11 protein-coding genes are annotated in these 16,647 nt (G+C 70.1%); 6 read left to right on the forward strand and 5 right to left on the reverse strand.

The annotated features are described in order from the left end of the window. Position 1: 1 nt before the first annotated feature. From AC1DH3_RS02765 to AC1DH3_RS02780, 4 genes are all read right to left on the reverse strand, one after another. Positions 2-844 carry a MetQ/NlpA family ABC transporter substrate-binding protein gene (locus AC1DH3_RS02765; RefSeq protein WP_441417216.1) on the reverse strand — a complete coding sequence of 281 codons (843 nt, stop codon included), beginning with the start codon at positions 842-844 and terminating at the stop codon, positions 2-4. 108 nt (positions 845-952) lie between these two features. Next, the gene (locus AC1DH3_RS02770) at positions 953-1,624 is read right to left on the reverse strand and encodes a methionine ABC transporter permease (protein ID WP_441417217.1); all 672 of its coding nucleotides are present in this window, start codon (positions 1,622-1,624) and stop codon (positions 953-955) included. Then, a complete protein-coding gene (locus AC1DH3_RS02775) occupies positions 1,624-2,649 on the reverse strand; it encodes a methionine ABC transporter ATP-binding protein (protein WP_476908536.1) in 1,026 nt (341 codons plus the stop codon). The genes AC1DH3_RS02770 and AC1DH3_RS02775 overlap by 1 nt, the downstream gene beginning before the upstream one ends. Positions 2,650-2,934: 285 nt before the next feature. Beyond that, the gene (locus tag AC1DH3_RS02780; protein ID WP_476908537.1) at positions 2,935-3,645 is read right to left on the reverse strand and encodes an exonuclease domain-containing protein; all 711 of its coding nucleotides are present in this window, start codon (positions 3,643-3,645) and stop codon (positions 2,935-2,937) included. Positions 3,646-3,729: 84 nt separating this feature from the next. On the opposite strand from AC1DH3_RS02780, the gene AC1DH3_RS02785 reads away from it, so the two are divergent. From AC1DH3_RS02785 to AC1DH3_RS02795, 3 genes are all read left to right on the forward strand, one after another. Then, the gene (locus AC1DH3_RS02785) at positions 3,730-4,146 is read left to right on the forward strand and encodes an MGMT family protein (RefSeq protein ID WP_476908538.1); all 417 of its coding nucleotides are present in this window, start codon (positions 3,730-3,732) and stop codon (positions 4,144-4,146) included. A gap of 62 nt (positions 4,147-4,208) precedes the next feature. Beyond that, a complete protein-coding gene (locus tag AC1DH3_RS02790) occupies positions 4,209-7,457 on the forward strand; it encodes an ATP-dependent helicase (RefSeq protein ID WP_476908837.1) in 3,249 nt (1,082 codons plus the stop codon). 104 nt (positions 7,458-7,561) lie between these two features. After that, positions 7,562-11,023, forward strand: coding sequence for an ATP-dependent helicase (locus AC1DH3_RS02795; protein WP_476892297.1), 3,462 nt, complete (start codon positions 7,562-7,564; stop codon positions 11,021-11,023). A 6-nt stretch (positions 11,024-11,029) separates the two neighbouring features. Here the strand turns inward: AC1DH3_RS02795 and AC1DH3_RS02800 are convergent, their stop codons facing one another. Further along, positions 11,030-12,358: a macrolide 2'-phosphotransferase gene (locus AC1DH3_RS02800; protein ID WP_476892216.1), complete on the reverse strand. Its 1,329-nt coding sequence runs from the start codon at positions 12,356-12,358 to the stop codon at positions 11,030-11,032. 383 nt (positions 12,359-12,741) lie between these two features. On the opposite strand from AC1DH3_RS02800, the gene nudC reads away from it, so the two are divergent. From nudC to AC1DH3_RS02815, 3 genes are all read left to right on the forward strand, one after another. Beyond that, positions 12,742-13,689: an NAD(+) diphosphatase gene (gene nudC, locus AC1DH3_RS02805; RefSeq protein WP_476892298.1), complete on the forward strand. Its 948-nt coding sequence runs from the start codon at positions 12,742-12,744 to the stop codon at positions 13,687-13,689. A 171-nt stretch (positions 13,690-13,860) separates the two neighbouring features. Beyond that, positions 13,861-15,981: an ATP-dependent DNA helicase UvrD2 gene (locus AC1DH3_RS02810; protein ID WP_476892299.1), complete on the forward strand. Its 2,121-nt coding sequence runs from the start codon at positions 13,861-13,863 to the stop codon at positions 15,979-15,981. Further along, positions 15,981-16,613: a M48 metallopeptidase family protein gene (locus tag AC1DH3_RS02815; RefSeq protein WP_476892217.1), complete on the forward strand. Its 633-nt coding sequence runs from the start codon at positions 15,981-15,983 to the stop codon at positions 16,611-16,613. Before AC1DH3_RS02810 ends, AC1DH3_RS02815 begins: the two co-directional genes overlap by 1 nt. The last annotated feature ends 34 nt before the right edge of the window (positions 16,614-16,647 follow it).

Genomic DNA, 16,647 nt, shown 5'->3' on the forward strand with positions numbered 1-16,647 from the left:
CCTAGAACGCCGGGGTCACGTCGCCGTTGGGCCATTCCTTCTCGATGAAGGCCTTGACCTCGGGGGAGTGCAGCAGCTCATCAAGCTTCTTGATGCGCACGTCGTCCTTCGAGTCCTCACGCCAGGCCAGGAAGTTGGCGTAGGGGTTGTTGTCCACGGATTCCACCGCGAGGGCGTTCTTGGTGCTCAGCCCGGCCTTGAGGATGAAGTTGCCGTTGATCAGGGCCAGATCCACCGAGGGGTCCTTGAGGTCGTTGATCAGCAGTTCCGGCTGGTTCTCGGAGAACTTCAGCTTCTTGGGGTTCTGTTCGTCGCTGAGCGTCAGTACCGAGGTGTCGTCCTTGATGTCCTTGACCAGACCGGCGACCTGGAGGACCTTGAGGGCCCGGACCTGGTTGGACGGGTCGTTCGTGATGGCGACCTTGGCTCCGTCCTGGATGTCCTTGATGTCCTTGACCTTTTCCGAGAACGCGGCGTAGGGCTCGATGTGCACGCCGGCGCCGTGGCCGAACTTGTAGCCCTTGGTCTTGACCTGGTCCTCGAACCAGGGCAGGTGCTGGTAGAAGTTGGCGTCCAGGGAGCCGTCGCTCAGCGCGGTGTTCGGCGTCTGGTAGTCCTCGATCTCCTTGATCTCCAGTTTGAGGCCGGCCTTGGGGGCGAGCTCCTGGTTGATGAATTCGAGGATCTTGGCGTGCGGGACCGGGCTGGCGCCGACCTTGAGGGTGGCGGGCTTAGCCGGATCCAGGGTCGTGACCTGGGCGCTGGGGGTGGAAGAACCACCGCAAGCCGTCAGCGCCAGGGCAGTGACAATGCCGGTGGCCAAGAGGGTGAGTGACTTACGCATCGGATGCGTTCCTTTCGAAATAGGCGGAAAACACGACGGCGGTGCCGTGGTCCGCGCAGATGCAGAGGGCGGCTACCCGCTGCAAGGCTGGGGTGGTTGTTTGTCGGGTCAGCGGTGGTCGAGGCCGCGGGAAATCCGCTCGCCCACGAGTTGGATGACCTGGACGAGGACGACGATCAGGACGATGGTGACGATCATGACCGTGACGTCGAAGCGCTGGAAGCCGTAGTTGTAGGCCAGCTTGCCGAGGCCGCCGCCGCCGACGAGGCCGGCCATCGCGGAGTAGCCCACGAGGGTCACCACCGTGGTGGTGGCGGCCGCGACGAGGGCTGGCAGGGATTCGCGCAGCATCACCTTGCTGATGACCTGCATGTTGGTGGACCCCATCACCTGGGCGGCGTCGATCTTGCCGTGGTGCACATCGCGCAGGCAGGATTCGACGAGCCGGGCGAAGAAGGGGATGGTACCGATGGACAGCGACACCGACGCTGCAATCGGGCCGAGGCTCGTCCCGGTCAGGGCGCGGGCCAGCGGGATGAGCGCCACCATCAGGATGGCGAACGGGATGGACCGGGTGATGTTGACGATCACGTCGCTGAGGATCCGGTTGGTGACGGGCATCGGGCGCAGTCCGCCGGGGGCCGTGACGTGCAGGAAGACGCCCAGCGGCAGGCCGATCAGCACGGTGAAGAATGCCGAGATGCCGACCATCTGCAGGGTCTCCACGATTGCCTCGGGGAGGGCCCTGGCGAGTACGGGGTTGCTGAAGATGTCGTTCATTAGTTGGCTCCTTCTTCCGCCGGAGCAGCATCGGCGGCGACGCGCTTGGCGCTGATGCCCCGCTCGTGCAGGTAGTGGAGGACGGCGTCGAAATCGGCGTTTTCGGCGAGCTGGACCCGGAGGTGCCCGAACTGCTGGCCGCCGAGGGTCTCGACGCTGCCGGCGAGGACGTTAAGGTCCATGTCGAAGTGCCGGGCGACGCCGGTCAGGACGGGTTCTTTGGCGCTCTCGCCGGAGAAGAGGATCTCCAGGACCGGCCCGCGCTGCAGCGCGCCGTGCAGGGGCTCCGACGGCGGCAGCGGAAGCAGGGCCCGGGCCAGCTTGCTGTCCAGCTCGCCGGCCACGTCCTGCAGGGCGCCGTGTTCGATGATGCGGCCCCGGGAGAGCAGGGACACCGAGTCGCAGACCCGCTTCACGACGTTCATCTCGTGCGTGATGATCAAGACGGTCAGCTGCAGCCGCCGGGTCAGGTCCTGGATCAGGTCCAGGATTTCCTCAGTGGTGGCAGGGTCCAGGGCCGAGGTGGGCTCGTCGCAGAGCAGCACTTCGGGGTCCGAGGCGAGGGCCCGCGCGATCCCTACGCGCTGGCGCTGGCCGCCGGAGAGCTGGGACGGGTAGGCGTTCTCGAAGCCTTCGAGTCCCACGAGCTTGAGGAGCTCGGCAACCCGGGTCCGGATCTTGTCCTTGGGGGTCTTGACGAGTTCCAGCGGGTGCGCCACGTTGCCGGCCGCGGTCCGGGAGTCCATCAGGTTCGCGTGCTGGAAAACCATGCCGATGCGCCGCCGCGCAGCACGGATCTCCGAATCCCGCACGGAGCTCAGCTCGGTGCCGTCGATGCTGACGGACCCGGCGGTGGGGCGGTCCAGCAGGGTCAGGCAGCGCACCAGCGTCGACTTGCCGGCGCCGGAGTGTCCGATGATGCCGTGGATCGAGCTCTTCGGCACGGAGAGCGTGACGCCGTCGAGCGCTACCACTTCCTTTTTGCCCTGCCGGTAGACCTTGCGAAGGTCGGTAACTGTGATCATTTATCCCTTGGCGGTTGGGGTCTGGGCGCGACATAACACACGCCCTGTTCTGAACTAAATTATGTCAGCGGCACCAAAGGCCATCCACTTGCGCATTTAGTTCGTCACAAAGTGCCATCGGGTGCAGATAATTTCGTCCTGAAGGTCGCTGGGCGCGGGAGGAAACCGGCAGCCGTCCCGCGGCCAAATCCCTGAGGGCGCCACGAGCCGCCGGCAGGGGCAACCGCCGCTGTGATCTCAGTCCCAGTAGCTTGCCGGTCCCGTGCCGGTGGCCCGCGCTCAGGGCTAGAAGTCGCCCCGGCTGGCATCTTCCGGCGGCAGAACCGGCCAGTCGCCCTCAATCACGGCCGCGGGCTTTGTCTTGCGCAGGTAGCTCTGGAAATCCGCGGCCTGGGCCGACGCCCACTCGACCTGGAGCTGGTGCAGGTGGCTGGCCGGCATCCGGAGCTTGGGAAACTTCCCGGCCATGGCATCCAGCATCCGCAGCGTGGCCAGCGCATCGGCCGCGGAGGTGTGCGCATTGTCGAGGCTGACGCCGTACTCCTCGCACAGCGCGGTCAGGGTGCGCTTGCCCTTGCGGTACCGGTCCACCTGCTTGTTCATGATGAACGGGTCCAGCACGGGAAAGCGGCTCAGCTGGGGCACGCCGTAGCGGGCCGACTCGGCGGCGAGCACGGTGAAGTCATAGCTGGCGTTGAAAGCAATGACCGGTACGCCGGTGTCGAACAGCTCCTGCAGCACGGCCGACAGCTCCCGGGTCACCTCGGCCGCAGGCCGGCCGTCACGGCGGGCCTGCTCGGTGGTGACGCCGTGGATGTCGCTCGCCTCGGTGGGGATCTCCACCCCGGGATCGGCCAGCCACTCGTGCTCCTTGATGACCGAGCCGTCGGCGTCCACCACGGTCACCGATGCCGTCACGATCCTCGCAGCGCGGGAATTCCGCCCGGTGGTTTCCAGGTCGAAGGCTGCGCGGGGGAGGGTGTGCCAGGTGCTCATGCTTCAACGCTACCTGTTGCCGCTGACAGTTTTTTGCACCGCCGTGCCGAGACCGGCGGCAGCCGGCACCGGTAACCTTGGTCCATGCGGACGGAGTATGTGGAGGCGGTACTGGAGCTCGCAGCGATGGTTCCGGCGGGCACCGCCGTCGCCTACGGGGACGTCGCCGAACTCCTGGGCGCGGGCGGCCCCCGCCAGGTCGGCTCCGTAATGAGCCACCACGGCAGCGCCGTTCCCTGGTGGCGGATCCTCAAAGCCAACGGAGACGCCCCGCCCGGCCACGAGCGGGAGGCCCTGGCCTTCTACCTCGCCGAAGGGACACCGCTGCTGGGCAGCTACCTGGAATACGAGCGCACCGGCGAGGGCCGCTGGCGGGTCGACCTGATGGCGGCCCGGTGGACGCCGTCCGAGCCGGACTTCGAGCAGATCGACGCCATCGCCGAACGCCTCGAACGGGAGCTGCATAAATTGTCTGTCCCCAATGATGAAATGTCTGTGTGAGTAGCCCCAGCCGGACCGCCCCCAACAAAGCCGCCCCCAACAAGACCGTCCCCAAAAAAGCCGTGCCCGGCCAGACGGGCCTCCGGCTGCTGCCGCCCCGGACGCAGCACAGCGCCGTCCCGGTACTGTCCCCGGACCAGCGGGACGCCGTCGACGTCGCGCACGGCTCCGGACCCGTCCTGGTGCCCGGCGCGCCGGGCACCGGCAAGTCCACGGTCCTGGTCGAGGCCGCCGTCCGCAGGGCCCAGCGCGACGGCCTGGACCCGGAACGGATGCTGATCCTGGCCCCCGGCCGGCTGGCCGCCGATGCGCTGCGCGACCGGTTCACCGCGCGCCTGGACCGCAGCCTGAGCACGACGCCGGCCCGCACCTGGGCGTCGTACGCCTTCGACCTGATCCGGCGTGCCAAGGCGGAGGGCATCCTGCCGCTGCCGCGTGCGCCGAAGCTCCTCTCCGGGCCCGAACAGGACCTGATCATCAAGGAACTCCTCGAAGGCCATGCCCAGCCCGGGCTGGAACTGCCCTGGCCCGAGGACCTGGCCGCCGCCCTGCAGACCCGCGGCTTCCGGCAGGAAGTGCGCCAGCTCTTTGACCGGATCATCGAATCCGGGCGCACCGCGCAGGACCTGGCGGCCCTCGCGCAGCGCTGCGGCCGGCCGGACTGGACCGCCGCGGCCGCCCTCTATGCCGAGTACCGCGACGTCCTTGACCTGCGGATGCCCGAATCCTTTGACCCGGCCGGGATCATCACGGCGGCACGCCAGATTTTCCAGGACGCCCCGGAATTCCTGGCCGCGGAGCGCGACCGGCTCCAGCTGATCCTCGTGGACGATATCCAGGAGGCGAACCCGGCCGTGTTCGAACTGCTCGCGGACATCGCCGCAGGCAAGGACACGCTCGTCACCTCTTCCCCGGACACCGTGGTGCAGGGATTCCGCGGCGCGCGGCCGGACCTGGTGGCCGAGCTGCCCCGGCTGCTCGCGCCGGCCGGCGGCACCGTCCTGGAGCGGCCGCTCTGGACCGCACACCGCCATACCCCGGCCGTCGCGCAGGCCTGGCAGGGCGTCGCCGAACGGATCTCGCTGCGCTCCGGCGGGACGGTGGCGCGCCGGCTGGAACACCCGAAGCCCAGCGGACAGCGCGACGGCGTCGTTGAGGCGCACCTGCTGCCGTCCCCGGTCCACGAACTGCGCTATGTGGCGCAGCGGATCCTGGAAGCCCAGCTGAATGACGGCCGGGAGCTGGGAGACATCGCGGTGATCGTGCGCAACGGCGGCCAGCTCAGCCAGCTGCAGCGCCACCTGGCCGGCCAAGGCATCCCGGTCCGGATCCCGGTGGCCGAGTCCGCGGTCCGGGACGAGGTGGCCGTGCGGCCGCTGCTGGACGCCTACGCGGTGGCGTTGGACCCTGACGTCCTTACCCCGGAAGCCGCCGTCTCGCTGCTCACCTCAAGGATCGGCGGGGCAACGTCGATCGAGCTGCGCCGGCTCCGCCAGTCACTGCGGCGTGAGGAACTCCTGGGCGGCGGCGGCCGCACCAGCGACGCGCTGCTCGTGGAAGCACTCCTGGACCCCGGCGCCCTGGCCACGCTCGGCATCGAGGGGCATTCCGCCCGCCGCGTTGCCCGGATGATCCGCGCCGGCCGGGACGCCGCCGAGGCCACGGGCGGCAACGCCGAGACCGTGCTCTGGGCGCTCTGGCATTCCACCGGACTGGCCGGCCGCTGGACCGAGGCAGCCCTGGCCGGCGGGGCGGCGGGCGCCCGCGCGGACCGCGACCTGGACGCCATGATGGCCCTGTTCCACACCGCCGAGCGGTACGTGGACCAGCTCCCGGGCTCAGGTCCGGAGCAGTTCCTTGAGTACCTGCTCAGCCAGGAACTGCCTATGGACACGCTGGCGGCCCGGGCACAGCTCGAGGACGCGGTGGAACTCATGACCCCGGCCAGCGCCGCGGGACGTGAATGGCCGGTCGTCATTGTGCCCGGCCTCCAGGAAGGCGTGTGGCCCAACACCCGGCTCCGCGGTGAACTGCTCGGCAGCACACTTTTCGCCGACGCCGTCGAACACGGTGTCGAGTACGCCCTGCAGCTCGATCCGCTGAGCCGTCTCCGCGAGATCCGCTATGACGAGCTGCGGAGCTTCTCCACCGCCGTTTCACGGGCCCGCGAAGTGCTGATCTGCACGGCGGTTTCCTCCGAGGACGAACAGCCCTCATCCTTCCTGGACTACGTTTCGCCCCTGCACCCGGACCAGGACCGGCGCGGCTTCACGTCCGTGGAGCGGCCGCTGACCCTGCGCGCGCTCGTCGCGGAACTGCGCCAGTACGCCCAGCTCGACGGCGCCCCCGCCGAGGCGGCCGAGGCCACCGCCGTGCTGGGCGCCCTCGCAGCCGCGCAGCCGGCGGTGCCCGGCGCCCACCCGGACAGCTGGTGGGGGCTGGCTCCGCTGTCGTCGACGGACCCCGTGGTGCCGCCCGGCAGTACCGTCTTCGTTTCGCCCTCCAAGGTCGAGACCGTGCAGAAGTCACCCCTCGACTGGTTCGTCCAGGCAGCCGGCGGAGAGGCCGCAACGGATTTCGCCCGCAGCCTCGGAACCCTGGTCCATGCCATTGCCCAGGACCTCCCGGACGCCTCGGGCGGCGAGTACGTGGCCGAGCTGGTGAAACGCTGGCCCGCGCTCGGGATGAAGGACAACTGGGAGGGCAAGCTCGACTTCCAGCGGGCCGAAACCATGGTCCGCAAGCTCGCCCAGTACGTGCTGGTCATGCGGAGCGAGGGCCGGAGCCTGCTCGGCGTAGAGCAGGACTTCGAGGTGAAGCTTCCCGATCTGGAGCCCGCAGCCGTTGCCGGCGGTGAAGAGTCCTGGCCCGCGCGGCCCGCCGTGCTCCGCGGCCAGGTCGACAGGCTGGAGATCGACGCCGAAGGGCGGCTGGTCATCGTGGACCTCAAGACCGGCAAGCGCCAGCCCGGCAAGGCCGAGCTGGAACGCCATCCCCAGTTGGGCGCCTACCAGGCGGCGGTCCTGGCCGGCGGGTTTACCGGCCCGGACGACGGTCCGCCGCCGCGACCCGGCGGCGCGGTGCTGGCCCAGCTCGGCACCAGCACCAAAAGCCCCGGGGTGCAGAGCCAGCCGGCGCTGGATCCGGAAGCGAACTGGGCTCTGGAGATGGTCGGCGAGGCCGCCCGCGTCATGTCCGGCAGCACGTTTGAAGCCCGCCACGACCCCGCCAAGGGCGGGCACGGCGGCCACGGCTGCAGGCTTCCCGAAGTCTGCCCGCTGTGCGCACGCGGAAAGCAGGTCACCGAATGAGTATCGAGGCGACGACGGCGGCCGGGCCGGAGACCGCCGCGCCGGCGGACACACGGCCGAAGCCCCTGCCTGAACCGCGGTTCAGCCCGGAAGAGCTGTCCGCGATGCTGGGGGAGAAGAACAGCCCCACCGCCGAACAGTCACGGATCATCTCCTCGCCGCTGGCGCCCCGGCTTGTCATCGCCGGGGCCGGCTCCGGCAAGACCGCCACCATGGCGGACCGTGTGGTGTGGCTCGTCGCAAACGGCTGGGTCAGGCCGGAGGAAGTACTCGGCGTGACGTTCACCCGCAAGGCTGCCGGCGAGCTCGCCACCCGGATCCGGGCCAAGCTGGCCGCCTTGGCGCGGATCGCCGCGGCCGATCCGGAGCACAAGGTGTTTCCGGCCGGGCTGCTGAGCACCGACGCGCTGGAACCCAAGGTCTCCACCTACCACTCTTACGCGAGCGGCATCGTCTCGGATTACGGGCTCCGGCTCGGCGTCGAACGGGACGTTGTGCTCCTCGGCGGTGCCCAGTCCTTCCAGCTCGCGAGCGAGGTGGTGGAAGCCTTCGACGGCGACTACCAGCATTTCCGTTCCGCCAAGTCCACCCTGGTCAAGGCGGTCATCCAGCTTGCCGGGGAATGCGCGGAGCACCTGCAGGACCCCGCGCAAGTCCGGGGCTGGCTGCTGGACCGGGTGGCCGAGTTCGAGGCGCTGCCGTATGTCGCCACGGCCAAGAAGAATCCCAGCCAGGCCGCGGGGGACCTCAGCGCTTTGCTCCGGACCCGCGCCAGCGTTGCGGACATGGTGGGCCGCTATGCGGAGGCCAAACGGGCCCGCGGCGCACTGGACTTCGGTGACCTTGTGGCCCTCGCGGCCCGGGTGGCCAACGAGATCCCGGTGGCCGCGCAAACGGAACGCCAGCGCTACAAGGTGGTGCTGCTGGACGAATTCCAGGACACCTCCCACGCCCAGCTTGTCCTCTTCTCCCGCCTGTTCGGTGACGGGCACGCCGTCACCGCGGTGGGAGACCCGAACCAGTCCATCTACGGCTTCCGCGGCGCGTCCGCGGGCCAGCTCTTCCACTTCGTCCGCGAATTCCCCGTCCGGGTTGACGACGGCGGAAGTGCGCATGATTCCGGCGACGCCGGCGGCGGCCCGCCACGGTTCGCCGTCGCGCCGACGTCGTACCTCACCACCGCGTGGCGCAACGGCCGGAACATTCTCGAGGCCGCCAACGTCATTTCGGCCCCGCTCAGCAAGGCTGCGGCCCATGCCAGCGCGGCCGGTGCCCGGGACAGCGCCGACACCGTGGAGGTCCCGCCGCTGCAGCCCAGCCCCGCCGCGGTCCAGGGCCGCGTGTTGATGGGCCGCTTCGGCACGGACGAGGACGAAGCGGCGGCCATCGCCGCCGACGTGCTGAAATTCCGGCGGACCGACTTCGACGCCGGCAAGGCGGAGGAGCCCGAGCCGCCGGCGATGGCCGTACTGTGCCGCCGCCGGGCCCAGATGGAGTGCATCCGCCGCGAATTCGAGCTGCGCGGCATCCCCTACGAAATCGTGGGCCTCGGCGGGCTGCTGGACACCCCCGAAATCGTCGACCTCGTGGCGACCCTGCGGGTGCTGGCCGATCCGGGCCGCTCCGACTCGCTGATGCGGCTGCTGGCCGGCGCGCGCTGGCGGATCGGGCCTGCGGACCTGATGGCGTTCCGCGACTGGTCGAGCTTCCTGGCGCGGCGCCGCGGACGCCCCGGCAGCGACACCGACAGCGACACCGACACCGATACCGACGGCGACAGCGCCGAAACCGTCATCGAGGGCGACCTCACCGACGCCGCGAGCCTGATCGAGGCGCTGGACTGGCTGCCCCGTCCCGACTGGACGTCCGCCCACGGCCGCCGGCTGAGCCCGGACGCGCTGGAGCGGCTGCAGCGGCTCTCCGCCGAGCTCCGTCAACTGCGCAGCTTCATGGGCGATGACCTCAGCACCCTGCTGGGCGAAGTGGAACGTGCCATGCTCCTGGACATCGAAGTTGCGGCCCGGCCCGGCATCAGCATCCATCAGGCGCGGCGCAACCTGGACGCCTTCCAGGATGCTGCCGCCGGGTTCCTGCACACCTCGCAGCGGGTCGACGTGCTCGCCTTCCTGGCCTGGCTGGAAGCGGCCGCCGCCGAGGAGAACGGCCTCGACGCCGCCGCGCCGGACGTCAACCACGAGGCCGTCCAGCTGCTGACTGTCCACGCCTCCAAGGGGCTGGAATGGGACGTCGTGTTCGTTCCCGGCCTCAACGCCGGGGCGTTCCCGTCCAGCCGGGATTCGCGCTGGAGCAGCGGGTCCGCCGCGCTGCCGTGGCCGCTCCGCGGGGACCGCGCCGACCTGCCGCAGTGGGACCTGGATCAGCCGGACCAGAAAGGCTGGCTCGACGCCGAGAAGGAGTTCAAGTCCGCGGTCCAGGCCCACGGCGAAGCCGAGGAACGGCGCCTGGCCTATGTTGCCTACACCCGCGCCAAGCATGTGCTTTGGGTCTCAAGCGCAGCCTGGGTGGGCTCCCGGGCGGGCCTGGCCGAGATGTCCCCGTTCCTGGCCGAACTCGAAGGGCTCAGTGGGGCCGGCGCGGCCGAGATCCATCCGCATTCCGTCGCCGAGGAGGCCCTGCCGGAGGAAAGCCCGCTGACCTCCGAGCTGGAGCTGGCCCTGTGGCCCTACGATCCCCTGGAAGGACCAGTCCACCCGCACACCGGAGCCCGGTTGCGGCTCGTACCGGGCCGCCGGGCCGCCATGGAGGCTGCCGCGGCGCGGGTCCTGGAGCAATTGGAACAGCCCGGCGCCGGCTCGCTGCCGGCTCCCGCCGGGCCGGGAACTCCGCCCGCAGCTTCGGCGGCCGGGGCGCGCAGACTGCGCGGGCCGGCGGCCGGGTGGGCGCAGGAAGCGGCCACCCTGTTGGACCGGCGTTCCCGGCGGTCAGCCGTCCAGGAGGTGCACCTGCCGGGCCATATTTCCGCCTCCACCCTGGTGGACCTGGACGAGGATGCGGCCTCCGTGGTGGCCCGGCTGCGGCGGCCCGTCCCGCGCGAACCCGGGATGTCGGCCCGCAAGGGAACGGCCTTCCACGCCTGGGTCGAAGAATACTTCGGCACCTCCGGGATGCTGGACCTCGGCGAGGCCGCCGGCTCGGACGACCACATTGACGAGGCCTACGGCCTGGACGCCATGGTGGAGACCTTCCGCCAGTCGGAGTGGGCCCACCGGGCGCCCGCACACGTCGAGGTGCCGGTCGAAACCCGGATCGGCGACGTCGTGGTCCGCGGGCGCATCGACGCAGTCTTCCGCGACGCCGACGGCGGCTGGGACCTCGTCGACTGGAAGACCGGACGCCGGCCCTCGGCCGGCCAGCTCAAGACCAAGTCCGTGCAGCTCGCCGTCTACCGCCTGGCGTGGTCCCGGCTCAAGGGCGTCCCGCTTGAGGACGTCCGGGCAGCGTTCTACTACGTGGCAGACAACCAGGTGGTCCGCCCGCACGATCTCGGCTCCGCGGAACGGCTGGAGGAAATCGTCGCGGCGGCCCTCGGAAGGAAATCAGGCTAGCTGGCCTTAGCGACGCTCGCTCGCCGGTACCACGGTGAGCGCCGTGGTGGAGGTGTCGTCCGCAGCGGACGGCTTTGGCGGGGCCGGAACGTCGGCAACGGGTTTCCCGTCCTCCGGATCGCCGTCGGCGGCTGCCGGGCTGTCGACGGGCGTGCTGTCCTCCGGATCGCCGTCAGCGGCGGTGGCACCGGCGTCGCGAGTGCTGTCTTCCGGATCGCCGTCAGTGGCCGCCTGCGTCCCGGCGTCGTCCTGCGCCGCGCCCGGAAGCTCATCGCGGGGGATCGGCGTGACGTGGACAGCGGTCGCCATATCGCTGACGTGCTGCGGATCCTGTCCGGGCGTTGAGCCGGGGGCATCCGGGCTGATCGGCTGCACGGTCACGGCCGGCTGCGGCAGCGGCTCGACGCTGATCGGCTGGCCGCCATGTTCCGCGACGTCCTCGGCCAGCACCGCGAGCATCGACTCGGCCTCGCGGATCATGTCCTGGTCGGCCGCCGCAAGGCCCTTGACCAGGTATTGCGCCAAGGCGAACTCGGCGGACAACGCGGCGCGGCGCAGCAGATGGGCGTCGGGGGCGTCCCGGCGGCTGGACGTGTAGTGCGCAAGGACGGCGTCCACAAAGTCCTGGTCGTTGGACGCGACCAGCCACGCCATGTCGTCGGCCGGGTCGCCGATCCGCAGGTCGGTCCAGCCGGTCACGGCGGTGACCCGGTCGCCGTCGACCAGGAGGTTGTCCTCGTGCAGGTCGCCGTGCACCACGCTGGGGTTGAAACGCCAGAGCGACACGTCCTCCAGCGCGTGCTCCCAGCGGCGCAGCAGCAGGGGCGGGATCATTCCCGTGGTGGCGGCCTGATCCAGCTCGTTGAGCCGCCGCTGGCGGAACTCGTTCGGCGTGTAACTGGGCAGGTCGGCGTTGCTGACCAGAGAGTGCGGGAGGTCGTGGATGGCCGCGAGAGCGGCGCCGAGTTCCCGGGTCAGCGCGGCGGAGCCGGTGCTGAGCTCCTCCACCGAGCGCGTGGTGCCGGATAGGTGGGAGTAGACGAAGGTGCTGAGCGTGCCTTGCCGGACGGTGCCGGCCACGGTCGGCATCAGGAAGGGGAGCTCGGCGCGGATGCCGGGAGTGAACGCGCGCAGCACCAGGAACTCTGTTTCGAGCCGCGCACTGGCCTCGGCATGGCGTGGCGAGCGGACACGCCAGCGTTTGCCTTCGGAGTCCAGGAGAAGAGCGGAATCGAAGTCTGCCGGATCGTCGGGCGCGGAGCTCACGGCGGTCGGGGTCAGGCCGGGGACAGCCGCAGTCGCTACAGCTGCCAGTTCGATTGGTTTTCTTCTCACGCTTCCACGGTAGATTGAGCCGGCCCTAAGACGGCGCTGCATCACGGCGAGTCTGAAAGATCGGCCCGAAATAGCGCCTAACGGCGGCTGCTTGGGCAACCGCTCCCGCAATCGGCCGGGAGGCGGGCCCCGGAGGGCCGGCGAAAATGTCAATTGTCGGCGGGGGTCGGTACGGTGGGTACATGAGTCTTGCGGAGTCACCGGAGTCCGGTAATGCAGAAATCGATGGGCAAATTACCGGGCAAATTACCGGACAGGTTGATCCTGGATCGGTGCCCGCTGCCGGGGCCGCACCGGCGGGGGGAGCTGCGGTGGCCCGGGCCGCGGGCGACAGCCCCCCGGCCAACCAGCTGCGGGACACCGTTCTTCCGGTCCGGCCCGCGATGATTGACCGCGGCTCCGCGGCCAGGCTGAAGCCGGGCATGCTGGAGGAGCTGCTGCGTTCCGGTGGCGTGCAGGCGATGGTCCTGTCCCGGCGCCAGGCGCTGGTCAGCGGCGAGGGGCTCGTCTTCCTGGACGCGGCCGGCCTCGCCGGGCGGCTCAAGGGAACCGCGTACGCCCCGGAACAGGTGATTTACCTCGGCACCGCACTGCCCGGAGCGCGTGCGGCCGAGGGAACGCAGTACGTGCTGTTCGTCCTTCCGGAACAGTTCGAGGTCCGTGCCGAGCCGTTCGAGCCGCACGTCGAGGGCATCCCGGCGGGTGCGCAGTGGGCCGGCTTCCGCGAGGTGGCCGCCCAGCTGGACCCCACCGATACCGCCCTGTTCATTGAGGCCAGCGCCATTGCCAACTGGCACGCCACCCATACGCACTGCCCGCGGTGCGGCGCCGCCACGGTCCCGGAGGCCGGCGGCTGGGTCCGGCGCTGCCCCTCGGACAATTCCGAGCATTACCCGCGCACCGATCCGGCCATCATCGTCACGGTCGTCGGTCCGGACGACCGGCTGCTGCTGGGCGGCGGCGGCCCGCTCGACTCCCGGAACTACTCGACCCTGGCCGGGTTCGTCGAGCCCGGTGAGTCCCTCGAGCAGGCAGTGGTCCGGGAAATTGGCGAAGAGGTGGGGGTGCGGGTCACCGCATCGCAGTACCTCGGTTCCCAGTCCTGGCCCTTTCCGGCTTCGCTCATGCTCGGCTTCACCGCGACGACGGCGGACACGGAGGCCACGCCCGACGGCGTCGAGGTCACCCGGGCGCGCTGGTTCAGCCGCGCCGAGCTGCAGGAAGCGGTGCTGAGCGGCGAAATCATCATTTCCAGCCGGCTCTCGATCGCGCGGGCCCTGATTGAACACTGGTACGGGGGCGTCATCCAGGATCGCCCGGACAGTGCCTGACGTCCTCGTGACACCGTCCGGAGGCACCCCCGTGCGGCGGGTTCCACACGCCGCGGCATCCACCGCACACACTCCAACGACTGAGCAGCAGAAGTGAACACAGATATCTTCCAGTCCAGCGCCTTTCCGGCCGGACAGTCCCACGACGGCTCACCCGCCGCTGAAGCTCCGGTGCCGGACGGCCGTTCCCTCGAGGAGCGGATCCTTGGCGGCCTCGACGCCGAACAGCGCGAGGTGGCCAGCACCCTGAACGGGCCCATGTGCGTGCTCGCAGGCGCCGGCACCGGCAAGACCCGCGCCATTACGCACCGCATCGCCTACGGTGTGCACTCCGGCGTGTACAGCCCGCAGCGGCTGCTGGCCGTCACCTTCACCTCGCGGGCCGCCGCCGAAATGCGCAGCCGGCTCCGCGACCTCGGCGTCGGCAGCGTGCAGGCCCGCACCTTCCATGCCGCGGCGCTGCGCCAGCTCCAGTTTTTCTGGCCCCAGGCCGTCGGCGGCGCGCTGCCCAACCTGCTGGACCACAAGGCCCAGATGATCGCGGAGGCTGCCCGCCGGCTGCGGCTCAGCACCGACCGGGCCTCCATCCGCGATCTCGCCTCCGAAATCGAGTGGGCCAAGGTGTCCATGCTCACCCCGGCCAACTACCTGGAAAAGGCCCAGGGCCGTGGCACCCCCGGCGGTTTCGACCTGACCGCCGTCGCCCGCGTGTTCCAGTCCTATGAGGACGTCAAGACGGACCGGAACGTGATCGACTTCGAGGACGTGCTGCTGATCACCGTGGGGATCCTGCAGGAGGACCCCAAGGTCGCCGCCACCGTCCGCGAACAGTACCGGCACTTCGTGGTGGACGAATACCAGGACGTTTCGCCGCTGCAGCAGCGGCTCCTCGAGCTGTGGCTCGGCGGCCGTGACGACCTCTGCGTCGTCGGCGACGCCAGCCAGACCATCTACTCCTTCACGGGCGCCTCGCCGAAGCACCTGCTCGGCTTCAAGGCGCAGTACCCCAACGCCACGGTGGTCAAGCTGATCCGGGACTACCGTTCCACGCCGCAGGTGGTGAAGCTGGCCAACGACCTGCTCGCCGGCCGGCGCAGCGGCGGTCCCGTGGCGGACGCGGCCTGGGCCACGCCGCTGCAACTCGTGGCCCAGCGGCCGGCCGGCCCCGTGCCGCAGTTCACCGAATGTTCCGACGACGAGGCCGAGGCTGCCACCGTCGCCGTGAAGATCCGCGAACTGCTCGACGCCGGGACGCCCGCGAGCCAGATCGCGGTGTTGTTCCGCACCAACGGCCAGTCGGAGGCCTACGAACAGGCACTCGCCTCGGCCGGCATCGGCTACCAGCTCCGCGGCGGCGAACGGTTCTTCGCCCGCAAGGAAGTCCGCGACGCGATCCTGCAGCTGCGGGCCGCCACCCGCGCCGTCGCCGAGACCGCGACGCCGGAGCCCCTGGGTCAGTTGGTCCGCGACATCGTGTCCTCCCTGGGCTACACGGACGCGGCCCCGCACAGCGGCGGCGCCCTCCGGGAACGGTGGGAGTCGCTGGCAGCACTCGTGGCACTCGCCGACGAACTGGTGGTCAGCAGGGGAGCGCAGTTCAGCCTTGCCGACTTCGTGAATGAACTGCAGGAGCGCTCGCTGGCGCAACACGCTCCCACCGTCCAGGGCGTGACCCTGGCCTCGCTGCACGCCGCGAAGGGGCTGGAGTGGGAAGCCGTGTTCCTGGTCGGATTGAGCGAAGGCCTGATGCCGATCTCCTTCGCGGACACTCCCGAAGCCGTGGACGAGGAGCGCCGGCTGCTCTACGTCGGCATCACCCGCGCCAAGGAGCACCTGCACCTGTCCTGGTCCACGGCCAGGACACCGGGCGGCCGCGCCAACCGGAAACCTTCGCGGTTCCTGGACGGGCTGCGGCCCGACTCGGTCGCGAGCTCCTCCGTCCGCGGCAAGGGGGCCGCGCCGCGGCGCAAGGCGGCGGTGCCGGCGTCGTGCCGGGTCTGCGGGAGCATGCTCTCTTCCGGTGCCGAACGCAAGGTGGGCCGGTGCAGCCAGTGCCCGCCGAGCTACGAGGAACAGACTTTCGACGCGCTGCGGCAGTGGCGGAAGGAGACCGCGCTGGAGGCAGACGTCCCCGCCTTCGTGGTCTTCACCGACGCGACCCTGACCGCGATCGCCGAGGCGCGGCCGGAGTCCCTCGAACAGCTCGCCACGCTGCCGGGGGTCGGCGCGTCGAAGCTGGAAAAGTACGGCGAAGCCGTTCTGGCCGTCCTGGTCGAAAGCTCCAGCCTCTGATGGCCGGCGCCGCCAACACCAGCGTCACCCCGGTGACCACCGCCGACGGCGCTCCCGTGGAGGTGCGCCGCTCGGCCCGGCGGCGCCGCACGGTGGCCGCATTCTGGGAGAACGGCACCGCGGTGGTCGCCATCCCGGCGCATTTCAGCGGCGCCCAGGAGCGCGAATGGGTGCACCGGATGCTGGAGAAGCTCCGCCTGCAGGGCAGCCGCGGCCCCAAGGCCGCCGGCAAGCGCCGGGCGGGCAGCGACGCGGAGCTGGCGGCCCATGCGGCCGACCTTTCCGCCAAATACCTCGGCGGCCGGGCGGTCCCGACGTCGGTCCGCTGGGTGACCAACCAGAACTCACGCTGGGGTTCGGCCACGCCATCGGAGGGAACCATCAGGCTCTCCCACAAGCTGCAGCCGATGCCGCAGTGGGTCATTGACTATGTCCTGCTGCACGAGCTGGCGCACCTCCTGGTGGCCGCCCACAACGCCGCGTTCTGGCGGCTGCTGGCCGCCTACCCGGAAACCGAACGCGCCAAGGCGTTCCTGGAGGGCGTGTCCTTTGCCACCGCCCGCGGCCTGCCGGCCGACCGGGACGACGTCGACAGCGCCGATGTCGAAGACGCCGGGACCGCCGTCCGCTGACGACCCCGGGCACGGGAAAGCCCCGGCCGGAACC

The sequence above is a fragment of the Arthrobacter sp. 05L428 genome, assembly GCF_056397665.1.